15 protein-coding genes are annotated in these 14,013 nt (G+C 52.0%); 7 read left to right on the top strand and 8 right to left on the bottom strand.

Translation table 11 applies throughout. The features are described 5' to 3' along the window. The first annotated feature begins 32 nt into the window (after positions 1–32). Complete coding sequence (locus tag M4I36_RS16000) at positions 33–1,316, top strand: glucose-6-phosphate isomerase (RefSeq protein ID WP_258112758.1); 1,284 nt, start codon at positions 33–35, stop codon at positions 1,314–1,316. A gap of 177 nt (positions 1,317–1,493) precedes the next feature. After that, on the top strand, positions 1,494–2,444 hold the full coding sequence (locus M4I36_RS15995; RefSeq protein WP_258112757.1) for an ROK family protein: 951 nt from the start codon (positions 1,494–1,496) through the stop codon (positions 2,442–2,444). Between the two features lie 143 nt (positions 2,445–2,587). Here the strand turns inward: M4I36_RS15995 and M4I36_RS15990 are convergent, their stop codons facing one another. Then, on the bottom strand, positions 2,588–2,830 hold the full coding sequence (locus tag M4I36_RS15990) for a YkuS family protein (protein WP_258112756.1): 243 nt from the start codon (positions 2,828–2,830) through the stop codon (positions 2,588–2,590). Between the two features lie 222 nt (positions 2,831–3,052). Between M4I36_RS15990 and M4I36_RS15985 the strand changes: the two genes are divergently transcribed. Continuing rightward, a complete protein-coding gene (locus tag M4I36_RS15985; protein WP_258112755.1) occupies positions 3,053–3,232 on the top strand; it encodes a Com family DNA-binding transcriptional regulator in 180 nt (59 codons plus the stop codon). A 76-nt stretch (positions 3,233–3,308) separates the two neighbouring features. On the opposite strand, the gene M4I36_RS15980 is transcribed toward M4I36_RS15985, so the two are convergent. Then, positions 3,309–4,565, bottom strand: coding sequence for a class I SAM-dependent rRNA methyltransferase (locus M4I36_RS15980; protein WP_258112754.1), 1,257 nt, complete (start codon positions 4,563–4,565; stop codon positions 3,309–3,311). Between the two features lie 159 nt (positions 4,566–4,724). Between M4I36_RS15980 and M4I36_RS15975 the strand changes: the two genes are divergently transcribed. The 4 genes from M4I36_RS15975 to M4I36_RS15960 all read left to right on the top strand — a co-directional run bounded on the left by M4I36_RS15975 (position 4,725) and on the right by M4I36_RS15960 (position 6,348). Further along, positions 4,725–5,060, top strand: a complete 336-nt coding sequence (locus M4I36_RS15975) for a hypothetical protein (protein WP_258112753.1) — start codon at positions 4,725–4,727, stop codon at positions 5,058–5,060. A gap of 187 nt (positions 5,061–5,247) precedes the next feature. Next, positions 5,248–5,565 carry a hypothetical protein gene (locus M4I36_RS15970; RefSeq protein ID WP_258112752.1) on the top strand — a complete coding sequence of 106 codons (318 nt, stop codon included), beginning with the start codon at positions 5,248–5,250 and terminating at the stop codon, positions 5,563–5,565. A 63-nt stretch (positions 5,566–5,628) separates the two neighbouring features. Then, entirely contained in the window at positions 5,629–5,877 is a 249-nt protein-coding gene (locus M4I36_RS15965; protein WP_258112751.1) for a hypothetical protein, read from the top strand. A gap of 117 nt (positions 5,878–5,994) precedes the next feature. Beyond that, positions 5,995–6,348, top strand: coding sequence for an ArsR/SmtB family transcription factor (locus M4I36_RS15960; protein ID WP_258112750.1), 354 nt, complete (start codon positions 5,995–5,997; stop codon positions 6,346–6,348). A 325-nt stretch (positions 6,349–6,673) separates the two neighbouring features. Here the strand turns inward: M4I36_RS15960 and M4I36_RS15955 are convergent, their stop codons facing one another. From M4I36_RS15955 to M4I36_RS15930, 6 genes are all read right to left on the bottom strand, one after another. Beyond that, entirely contained in the window at positions 6,674–7,255 is a 582-nt protein-coding gene (locus M4I36_RS15955) for an HD domain-containing protein (protein ID WP_258112749.1), read from the bottom strand. A gap of 181 nt (positions 7,256–7,436) precedes the next feature. Continuing rightward, a complete protein-coding gene (locus tag M4I36_RS15950; RefSeq protein WP_258112748.1) occupies positions 7,437–7,979 on the bottom strand; it encodes a cupin domain-containing protein in 543 nt (180 codons plus the stop codon). 34 nt (positions 7,980–8,013) lie between these two features. Beyond that, on the bottom strand, positions 8,014–9,831 hold the full coding sequence (gene cydC / locus M4I36_RS15945) for a thiol reductant ABC exporter subunit CydC (protein WP_258112747.1): 1,818 nt from the start codon (positions 9,829–9,831) through the stop codon (positions 8,014–8,016). After that, positions 9,828–11,549: a thiol reductant ABC exporter subunit CydD gene (gene cydD, locus M4I36_RS15940; protein ID WP_258112746.1), complete on the bottom strand. Its 1,722-nt coding sequence runs from the start codon at positions 11,547–11,549 to the stop codon at positions 9,828–9,830. The genes cydC and cydD overlap by 4 nt, the downstream gene beginning before the upstream one ends. Before the next feature lie 8 nt (positions 11,550–11,557). After that, on the bottom strand, positions 11,558–12,568 hold the full coding sequence (gene cydB, locus M4I36_RS15935) for a cytochrome d ubiquinol oxidase subunit II (protein ID WP_258112745.1): 1,011 nt from the start codon (positions 12,566–12,568) through the stop codon (positions 11,558–11,560). Between the two features lie 29 nt (positions 12,569–12,597). Next, positions 12,598–13,974, bottom strand: a complete 1,377-nt coding sequence (locus M4I36_RS15930) for a cytochrome ubiquinol oxidase subunit I (protein WP_258112744.1) — start codon at positions 13,972–13,974, stop codon at positions 12,598–12,600. Positions 13,975–14,013: the final 39 nt, after the last annotated feature.

Below are 14,013 nucleotides of genomic sequence, written 5' to 3'. Positions count from 1 at the left end.
CGCTACACTAAAAAATATGTTTGCCAAAGGGGATGTTTATTGTGTTACAGCTTCAATTGGCCCCAGTTGATCATTGGTTCCAAGAGACCCATATGCAAAATATGATCGGACAATTAGAATTGGCGCATCGACTGTTGTGGGACATGAATGTACATAAAGGCAATAAAGGATGGTTGCATTGGCCCGCAGAAGACCACAAGCGCCTTTTGGAACAAGTTTTCACCATTGCGAATCAATTTCGCCAAATGTCAGATGTTACCGTCGTTGTGGGAATTGGCGGGAGTTACTTGGGAGCGAGAGCAGCACTGTCGATGATGGGGTCAAGTTTCCCCTATCCTGAAGACGTGGACCGAATTTTGTTTGCGGGAAATCAGTTGAGTTCGCAGTATATGACAGACTTGTTGCGTTATTTGGATGACCACGAGGTCACGCTGGTCGTAATATCGAAATCGGGCGGAACTTTGGAACCGCAAGTGGCGTTTCACGTTCTGAGAGATTATTTGGAAGAGCGGTATGGCGAGAATTCCAAAGAGAGAATTTGTGCCATTACGGATGAATCCAAGGGAGCCCTGAATGCCTTTGCGCGTCTCAAAGGATATTCTGTGTTACCCATTCCGCGCGACATTGGAGGGCGATACTCGGTTCTCACAGCCGTTGGACTGTTGCCGATGGCCATTGCCGGGTTGGATGTGGATGAAGTGATGGCCAGTGCCGCTGACGCGTATAACGCGATGAGAAGCACGCCGATTATGACTAATCCGGCGTTCATGTATGCGGCGCTTCGCCACTTCTTGTACATGCGGGGTTTTACGACAGAAGTGATGGTGACCTACGAACCTCAAGTTGCACACTTTGCTGCATGGTGGCAACAATTGTTTGGTGAGAGCCAAGGTAAAGATGGCACTGGCCTTTTTCCAACTACGTTACAGTACACGACAGACCTTCATTCCATGGGGCAGTACGTTCAAGATTCCCGCAAATTTCTTATGGAGACGGTGCTGGATGTCCACTTTGCGGACGAAATCAATACGGTTGTACTGCCAGAGGATTTGGATGAACAAAGTCAGTATCTCGCTGGTAAGACGTTCGAAGAACTTCAAGACGTTGCGGTGGAATCTGTGGTAGCCGCTCACGTCAACGCGGGTGTGCCGAATGTCGTCGTTCGGATGTCGGGACCCAAGGAGCAGGTGTTTGGAGAGCTGGTGTACTTTTTTGAATTTGCTTGCGCGATAGGTGGGTATTTGGCGGGAGTCAATCCGTTCGACCAGCCTGGAGTGGAAGCTTATAAACAAGAGATGCAATCGCGTCTTCGCTAGTCTGGCTCGCTCTGGGGACTTGGTCCAGATGCATTTGGCTCCGCCCACGTCCGTATGCTGTCTTTGTGCGCGGTAAAATGTCATTGGACAAAGATGCTGGTCCGGGTTCAAATGAAGAAGGTGCAAAATAGTTATTTGTAATGCATCCACTTTGTATTGAGAAAATGAGGGGAATTCATGAGTCGTGCAATCGTACTTGGAGTGGACGTGGGCGGAACGAACGTAAAGGCGGCTCTTGTTGCAAAAGATGGTCGGGTGGTTGCTTCGGTCTCTTATTCGACCGAGGCGGAGGCGGGACCGGAGGCTTTTGCAAAGACGCTCCACCATCGTTTGGAAAATTTATTAAAAGAAGCTGGGCTTCATAAGGCAGATGTGGCGTCTGTTGGGATTGGACTTCCAGCCTTCTTGGACGTTCCTAAAGGAATCATCGAACAGGCAGTTAATTTACATTGGACGGACGTACCGATTGTCGATCTCGTTACAGCAGAGCTGGACTTACCTGTGATGATCGACAACGATGCAAACTTGGCTGCCCTTGGAGAGGTATGGAAGGGTGCCGGTAAAAATGCAAAAAGTGCGCTCTGTGTCACTCTTGGCACGGGGGTTGGCGGCGGAATTGTCCTAGATGGTCGGGTGTATCGCGGGGTGACCACGATGGCTGGTGAAATTGGCCATATCTCGATTAAACCGGATGGCGAATTGTGTAACTGCGGACACTACGGGTGTTTGGAGACTTTGGCTTCCGCAACAGCACTCGTCCGAGACGGGGTGAGGGCTGGACTCCAGTCTCCGCGGGGCCATGATGAACCCCTCAGCGCAGAAGATGTCTTTCAATTGGCGGAGAGTGGGGACCAAGCGGCACAGACGGTCCTGTCCACCATGATTCACTGGCTTGCCGTAGGCCTCAGCACGGTGGCAAACACACTCAATCCAGACACCATCGTTGTGTCTGGTGGTTTAGTCAATGCTGGTGATGCGTTGCTCGGCCCGCTCCGAGTAGAATTTTCGCGGGCGGCCCTTCATCGTGTGGCCAATGGGTGTAGAATCGTTGCGGCTGAACTCGGGTCGAGCGCTGGAATGCTCGGTGCAGCTCGCCTCGCTTGGCAGTTTGCAGATTCGGAAGCATGAGAAATCGCGTTACCTCATCTTGATGCTGTCAAAGAAAAAGTCCCTCTCCAGAGCAATCTCTGGGAAGGGACTTGTGTCTACAAACGGAATTTCTATTGTCTTTCTGGAAGTCTTTCAAGCATGATGAATATTGCTGCACGAGACTACACGTAGCTTTGGACGCGTTGGTATACTTCTTCGGGAGACAGGCCATCGGCAGAGATGATGGGGATGTTTTGTGTTACGCTTTGCATTCCCATTAAATTTTTGTCTGATCCAGTCACAACCATGACGGATGCCCCTTGTGACAAAGAATTGTCGTTTTGGACATCCACCACCTCGCACCCTTGGGAGCATAGATACTGTTTGACAGGAGACAATCCTTGTTCCACCGCTATGGTTTTCATCTGCACCCTCCTCCAATCCGCATCCAAATTGCCGCATGATGAATTTGTGTAATCCGGCATGGATAGTGTGTGTCATTTGGACGATGTTATGCGTCCGGCAGTTCTCATCCGAGTTTGGACAGCATATCCACAATACAAAGGAAATGGAGGTCCTCATTTCCTCTCGTTTATTGGTTGGATTTGTTGTAGAATGGGTAAGGGAAATGAATGGGGGGAACGCCGATGACTCTTCACCAACATTGGGAATTTGACTCGGAATGTCCGCGTTGCGGGAAATTGAATCACGTGAAGGCGCCGGTAGGCGAACAGGTGGTTCGTGTTCACTGTGAACATTGTACCCACGGGTATGAATATACGCACATTGTGCAAGAGCACAAATTAGTCGAAGACCGACAGGCGTAAAAGTTTATAGGGCTTTACGGTTTTGCAAGGCCCTCGCGGGCCGCGGACTGATGGGGATGGATGACGGCTTATGCCGTCACCGTCCCCGTCCCTTTTTAGGACCTCGTGACCGGACTTCATACACTGCAAATTTGAGGTAATTATTCTCCGGAGCAGCGGCCAACTCTGGATGGTCCGGACCAGCCCCGCGAAATTCTATAAGGCGCACCAATCGATGCGCATCGACAGCTGCGTCCAGCACTGTGTCTTGAAACATCTCTGCCGTCACATGTGATGAACAACTCGCCGTGATGAGAAAACCTCCTTCATGAAGTAACCTCAGCGCTCTTAAGTTGATGTCCTTGTATCCACGTAAAGCACCCTCAACTGCGTTTTTTGACTTTGCGAAAGCAGGTGGGTCAAGCAGAATGACATCATATCTCTCTCCATCAGATTCTAACTCTCGTAAATAGTCAAACGCATTGGCACAGATAAACGTGGCCCGGTCCTCGAGGCCATTCAACTCGAGATTACGGTGTGCCGCGTCTAACGCCGTCTGTGAAATGTCGACCGCAGTCACATGGTTTGCTCCATAAGCAAGCGCATGAGCGGTGAAAGCTCCAGTATGGCAAAAACATTCCAACATTTTAGCTCCGCGTCCGCTGTGCGTAGGTGCGACGAAAGGACGAATGAGTCGGCGATTGTCGCGTTGGTCAAAGAAATGACCGGTTTTTTGCCCGCTGTATACGTCAATGTCAAACTTTAGTCCGTTTTCAACGATGAGTATTGGCTTGGGCACCGTTCCATACGCGACCTCTGTATAGAGCGAAAGTCCTTCCAATTTTCGAACCGAGACATCATTTCGCCAATAAACCCCGGTTGGCCGACACTCTTCAACGAGTGCTTCGAGAATCCACTCTTTGAATCGTTCCATGCCTGCAGTCAAAATCTGTGCCACTAGAATATCTTTGTATCGGTCAACAACCAATCCCGGCAAAAAATCTGCTTCACCGTAGATAAGGCGGTAGCCTTCTGCCGACCCCAGCAATCGCTCGCGTAGAGCTTTCGCCTGCCGTACGCGCGTTTTGAAAAATTCCAGGTCTATGTCATCGAACTCGTTGTAGCTGAGGATTCGGCAGACAATTTGCGAAGATGGATTGGCATAAGCAGTAGCCATGTAGAGGTTTTGATGATTGAGGATGTGGACTAACTGTCCTGATTCGAAGGGTCCCTGGATTTCATCAATTTCGGACGAAAATATCCAAGGATGTCCAGCCTCCAATCGTCGCTTTCGATTGCGCTTCAGCACCACCGAAGTCCACTGGGTGGTCGGAGCTGTTGAGTGTGGTGTCATTATCTATCCCCCATCTTTTCACTTGCGAGTTCCATGCTCTCATGTTTTGGTCAAGATTTCAATGTCGAATCGCCGCTCAACGGGGACGATTTCTGCATGATGTTCCTACGGACGGATCATACTGCCCCTAGATAGGAACTTAGAACTGGAGATGATGAGTTGAGTACAGAAGAACATCATACGACACTGTCTGAATTGGGTTTTCACTTCCGAGACGAGGATTTGCCGATTATCAACGCATATGTGGGAGAATGGAGTGTCACCAATCCAGAGCATCCTGCGAATAATTACTGGGTGGTGGACACGGATGGCAAGGGACATCCCGTGTCCGGGCACGGTAGTCCAGCACAAGTTTTGGATGAAGGCCAAAGGCGAGGCTGGCAAGTTGCTTATGTGGCTCCCTACGGACATTATGTCGAGGGGAAAGAAGACGCGGTTCCCTTGCATCAGTGGATTTTAGAAGGGCGGCGAAAGAACAAGAAAGGCATGCACTAGAAATTCCGGAATATGCGAAGAAACCTCGTGATGGCCAGGGCTTCATGACAAATTCCACATTCAAGAATTGTACACATCATTCACTAGCACTCCTCGGGCGCATTCCATTGTACAATGAAATGTAGAGCCTGCGACGAGTGGGGGAGACGGATGTCTTTCCCACTTCGTTGCAAGAGGGAGTTCAACCATGATTCAAACGATTCACCTGCAATTGACAGACCCGGGCAATGCGTGGACAGACCGGGAACGCCATTTGTTGCAAATGTTAGTTTTGCATATCTGTGCCCATACCAACTATCGTATTTTGGGAAAGCCGATGCGTGTGCGGCCAATGGTCGTTAGTTCCATCCATCTCTTATTGAATCATCAGTTGCAGTTTGAGGATCCGGTTTCTGAGGCGGAGGTAAAGCCTTTCCTCGAAAGCCTTCAAGTGGAGTTGGAACGTACCTTGTCTCTGTGCCATTTACAGAAGGCTGACATTTTATTGCTCACTGAATCTGATTAGAATCTTGCCGCAAGCGCACTGGAGGGGTACCATCATATTAAGATTAAAGGAGGCCAAGACGCTTTGAAGCTACACATTTCGATTTTTCAAATGCCCGATGGAATGCATGTTGCCACTTGTGCGGAAATTCCCATGTGCCAAGTGTTGCGCCATAACAAAGGCCACGCCATGACAGACTGTAAGCGGATGGCCGCGCGGTTCCTGGCAGAACGCGAACGAGAAGGTAGGCCCTTTGTGCCACAAATTGCCGAGGTAGACATCACCGCAGAGATGGCGAACGAGGACGTTGGACCCCACCAGGGACCTGCGTAATAGACAATGGATTAAAAGCATGATTTCGGCCTAAACAAAACGGCCGATGGTGTGTGCGACTATCGACGACTTTCGAAATCTGTACTCGATTCGCCGTGTTGGGAAGGAGGGGGAAGGATGTCGAAGAGCACATTAGTGACGCCAAAAGACGAAGCAACCAATCAGATTGAAATATACTCCAAGTTTTTTCACGGATTGTCGAATCCTACGCGCCTGCGTATCGTCGAGTTGCTTTTGGATGGAGAGAAGAGTGTCACACAATTAGTGGAGTTGCTCGGAGCCACTCAGAGTCAGGTCTCGAATCAACTCGCTTGTTTGAAGTGGTGTGGCTACGTGAACTCGCGTCAAGACGGAAAATATGTGTTGTATCGAATTTCAGACGTTCGCGTGCGGCAGATTGTGCAGCTCGCGAAAGAAATTGTCGCGGATAACGCAGAGCATATCCGCTCGTGTACGCGTATGGACGGATGAGAGGAAACAGGACAGTTGGGCTGAAGACGAGCCGCTTTTTTGGATGGGCTTATCTCTCCGGGCATTCGCCCCATCCCTTGGGGAACAATTCGGCATACATTACATCATCCCACGAAAAAGGAGATGTTGTTCCATGTATGGCGTATTTGGCGGGTATACCCGGTGGGCAGTTGTGTTCCTAATTATCTTTGTGTTGTTCTTCCTGTTTGTTCCTGCCGCTGCGAACGGCGCTGCTTATTAATCCATGAACCGCAACAGAGGCCAGCATTCTTCCAAAATGCTGGCCTCTGTTGCAGTTGTAGCGTCAGTATGATATTTGGCTCAACTATTCCGCTGCGCTCCCATCAAGTCCCAGTTCCTTGGCAATTGGGCGAAGCGCTTCAATGACAAAATCGATGTGTTGTTCAAGGGGGATGTTCAATTCCGCGGCGCCTTGATACACATCTTCGCGATGAACTCCGCGTGCAAATGCCTTGTCCTTAAGTTTCTTCAGAACGCTTTTCGTTTCGAGTTCCGCGAGGTTTCTCGTTGGTCGAACCATGGTGACAGCCATCACAAATCCAGACACTTCATCGGCAGCAAAGAGAACTTTGGCGAGCAGTGTGTTGCGTTCCAAGTGATTATAGTCTGCGTGCGCGCGAATCGCATAAATGACTTCCGGTGGGTATCCATGTTCCTCCAAAATGCGGGCGCCGACGACCGTATGCTCCTCTGGCGTTGGATATCGTTCATAGTCGAAGTCGTGCAGCAGTCCGGCCAGCCCGTACCACTCTTCGGACTCCCCAAACTGTCTTGCATAGGCGCGACAAACTGCCTCAACGGCATACGCATGCCGGAGCAGTGATTCGGACTGTGTGTATTCATGCAGCAACGACAATGCTTCTTGGCGCGTTTTTTGCTCGGTCATGCGACGAGTTACTCCCTTCCTCGTTCAGAGCGGCAGAACGAATGACGCGCACCAAGGGAAGAAGTCTGCGTCCCTATGGACAAGGACTATGAGGTCTTCCGTTGGTGGCGCATCGGGTTCAAGTCCGGAGGGTTCCAAGTTTTCTCAGTCTGTCCGTATCGACAACAGGTTCATGTGGGCGTCAACTACCCGGGGAAAAAGTGCTCTCTTCGTAAGGGGTCGATACCCAGCCGGATGGTTCAATGAAGAGACGCACAGCGACAACTTGCCTCTCTTCAGTCAAGGTGAAGTAATGAGGATTGCCTTCCGGCACCGAGATAACATCTCCTGGAGACAGACGCACATCGAAATATGCACCGTCCCGCCCCTTGATGATAAACGTGCCGCTGCCTGATACAATCGCCCGCACTTCATCCTCCGCATGAGTATGCACTTGCTCAAACTTGGCTAGTAAGGCGGGCAGGTCTGGGGTGGCTTCGGACAGCGCAATGACGTCCCACCACTTGTAACCGCGCTCTTGTGCCAGCGCCTGAATGTCCTCCTCGAACGAGGACAGTACCTTCTGTTTGTCTTCGTCGGTCAGTTGAAATTGTCCGCAAAGGTCATCAGGCAACTTGGTCACATTCCAATGGTGGTAGTAAACTCCATTACTTTCCAGAAACGAGAGAACGTCTGCCTCTTCTTGAAGGTTAAGTCCAGTCTTCTGCACGCGGATCGTCGCCAACGTCCACACCTCCTTCTCTTTGCATTACGTGAGTTTATGATAAGCGCCGCATCGGCGATTGTCCATAAAGCCTCGCGAAGTAACCGTTCGACTTGGTCAGTTCTGTGTACGTTCCGCGCTCTACGATGGAACCATTGTCCATCACGAGGATTTCGTCCATATCTCTCAGTCCCTGTTCTCGATGGGTCACGAGGAGTATCGACCGGCCCGCACTAGCCACCTTCAGCGTGGCATAGAATGCTCGTTCAGTTTGGTCGTCCAGATGTGCAGTCGGCTCATCGAAAATCAAAATGGGTGCTTTCGTCAGAAGGGCGCGAGCGAGCGCCATTCGTTGCCGCTCCCCGCCCGAAAAATCCAGTCCACCTTCGGTCAACACCGTGTCGTATCCGTCCGGCAGGCTCTCAATGGCGTCGTCAATGTGGGCCATTCGGGCCGCATTGCGAACTTCTTGCAAACTTGCGTCAGGCCGTCCGAGTCTAATGTTGTCGGCAATGGACAGGCGAAACAGTCGATCCGCTTCCGTTACCACACCAAACGTCTCTCGCAACGTCTCAGTTGGGACCTCCTCTAACAGGTGTCCATTTCTGGTAACCTGTCCAGATGTGGCAGGCCAAAGTCCGAGAATGACTTTCAGTAAAGTCGATTTTCCACAGCCGCTCGCGCCGACAATCGCCACCTTTTTACCAGCAGGGATATGGAGGTCAATGTGCTGTAATTGATTTACGCGCGATTTTGGGTAGCGAAAACAAACGTCGGTCAGGGAGAGGTCCACGGGGTGTGGCTTCTTGTCTTCGGTTGGTTGAGCGAGATCGGACACAGTTCCTGCTTTGAACGAAGCATCTGTCGCGGGGTTCGGTACCGTCGTCCGAGCCGGGATGTCGCCGAGTTGATGCACCCGATGTAATGCTGCGAGGGTCTGGCCGGCTTGTTCAAAAGCGCTGAAGAGAGGGCTGACTGATTCGAAAGCAGCCATCGTGAACAGGACGACCATTGCCAAATCGACCGCAGGATAGTGTTGGTCGAGGACGGCTCGCACACCCATGATGCCAACGGTAAAAACGGTCACTCCTTGACCCGCCGAAAATGCAGCGCGGGCTATTGCCTCTATGGTACCGAGGCGCATGTCGCAGACTGCAATGTCCTCACTGAGTGCCTGCAAGCGGGACTGGAACCATTCTTCGCGGCCAAAATTCTGGATGTCGCGGAGTCCGTGTGCCGCGTCCGTCAAAAGTGCGGACAATTGCGCGCGCTTCTGGCGGGATGTTCGTCCAAGGCGCCGACGATAGATAAATAACATGAGGGGTAGACCAAAGCCAGCTATGGAGAGGCCTGCGGCAACGGTCCAACCAGCGCCAGGAAGGAGAAATCCGAGGGTCAGGCTGGCGAGGACGATGCCCGCCAAGGCTGCCATACCTGGGGCCACAGTGCGGATGTAGAAAAATTGCAACGTGTCGATGTCATCGACAGCAGCGGCCAATACATCGCCGCCTTGATGGGTTTGATGGAGCAGCGGCACGCGGACCGAGAGGGTGCGGTAGAGCCAGTCGCGAATGTCTACGAGTACGCGAAAGGCGAAGTCGTGCTCCACGTAGCGTTCGGCGTAACGAAATGCCGCCCGAGCCAAGCCAAAGAAGCGGACGGCCACCAGTGGGACAAAGAGTAGCAGAATGTTGGCCGGGTGGAGCGCCGCTTTACTGATGAGGAGTCCGCTGACTCCGAGCAGTCCAAAATTCGAAGCAAACGTCAACAAGGCCAAAAAGGCTGCGAAGATGGCGCGCCATGTGTACGGACGAAGCCATTTCCAAAGCAGAAGGGTGGCTGGTCTCTGGGATGCAACGCTCGGGGAGCTCACGACAACAGTCTCCTCTCCGTGGTACCACCAATGTCTTGGCTGAGTTGCCCATTCTCTAGGGTATAAACGGCATCAAGTGTCATGGTTTCCTCTTGGTTATGGGTCACCCACACGACCGTCCGCCGATGGAAAGTGTTCAAAAGCAACTGTCGAATCTGCTGTGCTGTAATCGGATCCAAATGTGCCGTCGGTTCGTCCAGTAGCCAGATGGGGGTGTTGCAAAGCAATGCTCTGGCGATGGCGATGCGCTGCGCCTCCCCCGCGCTCGTTGGCCACCCACCATCGCCAATCGGCGTTTGCAAGCCGTCTGGAAGGCGCTTCAACCAATCGGTCAGACCGACAGCCTGGCATGCGCGTTCAAGGTCTGCGTCGCTTGCCTCCATCGCGGCGATGCGTAGATTGTTCGCGATGGTATCGGCAAAGAGATACGGGTGTTGGTGCAGCAAGGTCACTTGGCTTCGCCACTCTGCACGAGTCAGCGAGTCTACCACCTCTCGACCAACCTGGATATCTCCGGAGACTGGCTGAAGTTCACCAGCCAGGACTGAGAGGAGGGTGGATTTGCCACTGCCACTAGGGCCGACAATGGCCGTTTTCGAACCGGCTGGGAGCGAGATGGAAACGCCGTCGAGAATGTCTCGGGACTTCTCCACCAAGTCGCTGTTCGCGGGTCTGCGCAGTGGATAGCGAAAATGAACGTCGTGCAACTCGACATCGGTCGTGGCGTCCAATCGACCTTTTACGGGAGCGCTGGCCTGCGCGGGGGAGCTTTCGTCCAATGTGGCAAACAGTTGCTCTGCCGCCGACAGACCGTCAAGTGCTGCGTGAAACTCGCTACCGAGTGCACGGATTGGTGTAAAAAATTCTGGAGTTAGCAACAAGACTGCAAATGCCGTCGGGAAAATCATGGCCCCCGATGTCAAGCGAAGCCCTAAGGCGAGTGCCACTCCTGCTGTTCCTAGAGTTGCGAACAACTCCAAAACAAACGACGAGAGAAAGGCAATGCGCAGCGTTTGCATGGTTGCGCGCCGGTGCTGTTCGCCTAAGCGACGCAACCCGTGCGCCGCGTCCGCTTCACGATGAAACAAAACCAAAATTTGCAGGCCCTCAATTCTCTCTAAGAGGCGAGCCGACAACTGTCCAAGAATCGACCATTGCTTCTCTGCAGCCGCGTTGGCACCCTTCCCGACGAGAATCAGGAAAAAGACGAGCAGTGGTGCTGCAATGGCGAGCAACAGCGCGGAAATCCAGTCCAAGCGAACGATGAATAACCAGAGAACAGCCGGAATGACAGCAGCCGACGCCGCTTGAGGCAAGTATCTGGAGAGGTAGGTCTCCAGTCGGTCTACGCCGATGACGGCTGCAGTCACCATGTCGCCTGTTGCATCGTCGCTCGTCCGAGCTTTGCGACGATAGAGCGTTTGTCGCATCCATGCCGAGCGCAGTGCGGCTTTTGCCTTGGCAGCTTGTCGACTGGCGAATATGCCGGACAGTGCAATCAACGCGGAGCGCACGCCGAGTGCGACGAGAAATGACTCCGCGTGATGCCACTCCTCTGGAAGAGAAGAGTGGCCGAGAAATACTCCAGCAATCAACTGAGTCAGTGCTTCCGCTTGCCAGATGAGCGTAAGGCCGCTGCAGAGGCCCAACACCGTGGCCACGACCGTAATGGATTTCGCAGCAGGAACTTCGCGCATTAAACGGGATTGGATGCTCATGGCACACCTCAGTAGTCGAGTTCGTCATGGATAGACAGGCGCTTGCGGAAAATCCAAAAAGTCCATGCTTGATATGCGAGCACGAAGGGCAACAGCGTCAGAGCACAAATGGTCATGACTTTGAGTGAGTACGAATTGGCCGCCGCATTGTAGATGGTTAGACTCCAAGCCGGATTGAGCGAGGAGACCATGACGCGCGGAAACAAGTCGAGAAACACCGTCGCGCTGGATAAAATGACCGTGAACGTGCTCATTAGAAAGGCCCAACCATCCTTCTCGTAGCGAATCAAAAAGGGTAGGGACACAAGAGTAAAGCCTGCCAGCACCGGGGTCGGTCCTGGGACAATGCCCTCCTTAGTGAACATGTTGGTGTAGAAGTAACTCAGGATGATGAACACAAACATCATGATGGTCGTCCAAACTCCTACTTTTCGAGCGATGCTTCGGGCTCGCACGCGGATGTCATCGTGCGTGCGGAGGGTTAGGAAGATGGCACCGTGTAACATGAAGAGAAGCGTCATCGCCAATCCGCCGGCAATGCTGTACGGGCTGAGCAGTTGCCAAAAAGTGCCCACGTCTTGCATTTGTGCGTTGATGGGAATACCTTTCATCATGTTTGCGAGCGCCACACCCCAGAGCATGGGAGGGAAGACACTTCCAGAGAAAATAGCCCAATCCCAGAAAGTCCGCCATTTGGCGTGCGCTACTTTGCTGCGAAATTCAAATCCTACTCCGCGTAAGATAAGGGCTAACACGAGTAGGAAGAGTGCGATGTAAAAACCGCTAAAGAGCGTGGCGTACCAATTTGGAAATGCCGCGAACATCGCGCCACCGGCCGCCACAAACCAGACCTCGTTGCCGTCCCAAAACGGGCCGATGGTGTTGATGAGCAGTCTTCGCTCGGTATCGGTTTTACCAAGGAACGGTGCGAGAATGCCAACACCAAAATCAAATCCTTCCAGTACGAAGAAACCTGTGAATAAAACTGCAATCATCACAAACCAGACCGTGTTTAGCATGCGTCTATCGCCTCCTGGAGATATGGCATTTACAATCCGAGAGATATGTCACTCGTCATCGATACTTCTTCGTGAGGTTCTACGCCTTGACGAATGGTGCGCAGGGCCAAGAAGATGGCCACTACCGCCATGGCCACGTAAACGATGGCGAAACCAATCAGCGTAAAGAGAATCATCCCGCTGCTGACGTTCGGAGAGTTCGCCACATCGGTCTTTAATAACCCATACACGACCCACGGCTGCCGACCCACTTCGGTCATAATCCAGCCAAAGGTATTGCCCAGGTAAGGAAGAATCATCGCGAAGGGAAGAATGCGCAAAAACCAGCGGCGCTCCACTTCCCGATTGCGGAGAATGAACCACATGCCAAGCAATGATAGAAAAATCATCAACATGCCTGCGCCGACCATAATGCGGAAACTCCAAAAGGTCAGATCGACCGGGGGAATGTAGTTTCCCGGACCGTATTTCTGAACAAATTGATGCTGCAATTCATCCATTCCCGTCACTCTACCACTCAGGCGGTTGTACGAAAGAATGCTCAGCAGATACGGTATTTTGATGGCAAAGGTGTTAGAGTGTGTGGCTCTGTCAATGCCCGCAACCAGCTTCCACGGCGCATGCAAGGGACTGGTGTGCCAGAGAGCTTCGGCAGCGGCCATTTTCATGGGCTGCGCTTTGACTAAGTGCTTCGCCATCTTGTCGCCTACGAATGCGACCAAGGTACTGGAGACTAGGCCAAATGTCATTCCCAGTCGCAACGTCAGTTGAAACAGTTCTGTGTGGTAACGCCGATAGACGTACCACGCGCTGATGCCAGCCATGAAAAACGACCCGGTAGCGATGGCAGCAAGCCACGTGTGTGGGAATTCATCCCATAACTGAGGGTTTGTCAAGAGTGCCCCGAACGAACTCATTTCCGCATGACCGTTGCGAATGGTGTACCCGACCGGTTCCTGCATAAAAGCATTGGCGGACAAAATCCAAAATGCAGACAGTGTGGTGCCGAGTGCGACCATCCAGATGGAAATCGCGTGCAGTCCACGTGGAATGCGCTCCCAGCCAAACAGCCAAATCCCAAGAAAAGTTGATTCAAGGAAAAATGCCGCAAGTGCTTCAATAGCAAGTGGTGCACCGAAGACGTCTCCAACAAAACGAGAGTAAGAGGACCAATTCATCCCAAATTGAAACTCCTGGAAAATCCCTGTAACCACGCCGACGGAAAAGTTAATGAGTAACAATTTTGCCCAAAATTTAGCCAACTGTTTGTAACGGTCATCTTTTTGAAAATAGTACATTGTCTCTAAGATTGCGATGAGGAATACCAAACCGATGGTCAGTGGGACGAACAAAAAGTGATAAATGGTTGTCACAGCGAATTGCCAGCGCGCTAGTAGCACCGTCACGGTGCACCGCCTCCTTCAGAGTTCAGCATAGAATCAAAG

Source organism: Alicyclobacillus sp. SP_1 (genome assembly GCF_024706985.1).
Taxonomy (GTDB): Bacteria; Bacillota; Bacilli; order Alicyclobacillales; family Alicyclobacillaceae; genus Alicyclobacillus_I.
Note: the sequence above shows the minus strand (reverse complement) of the source record. Positions and strands in the feature narration are given on the sequence as shown.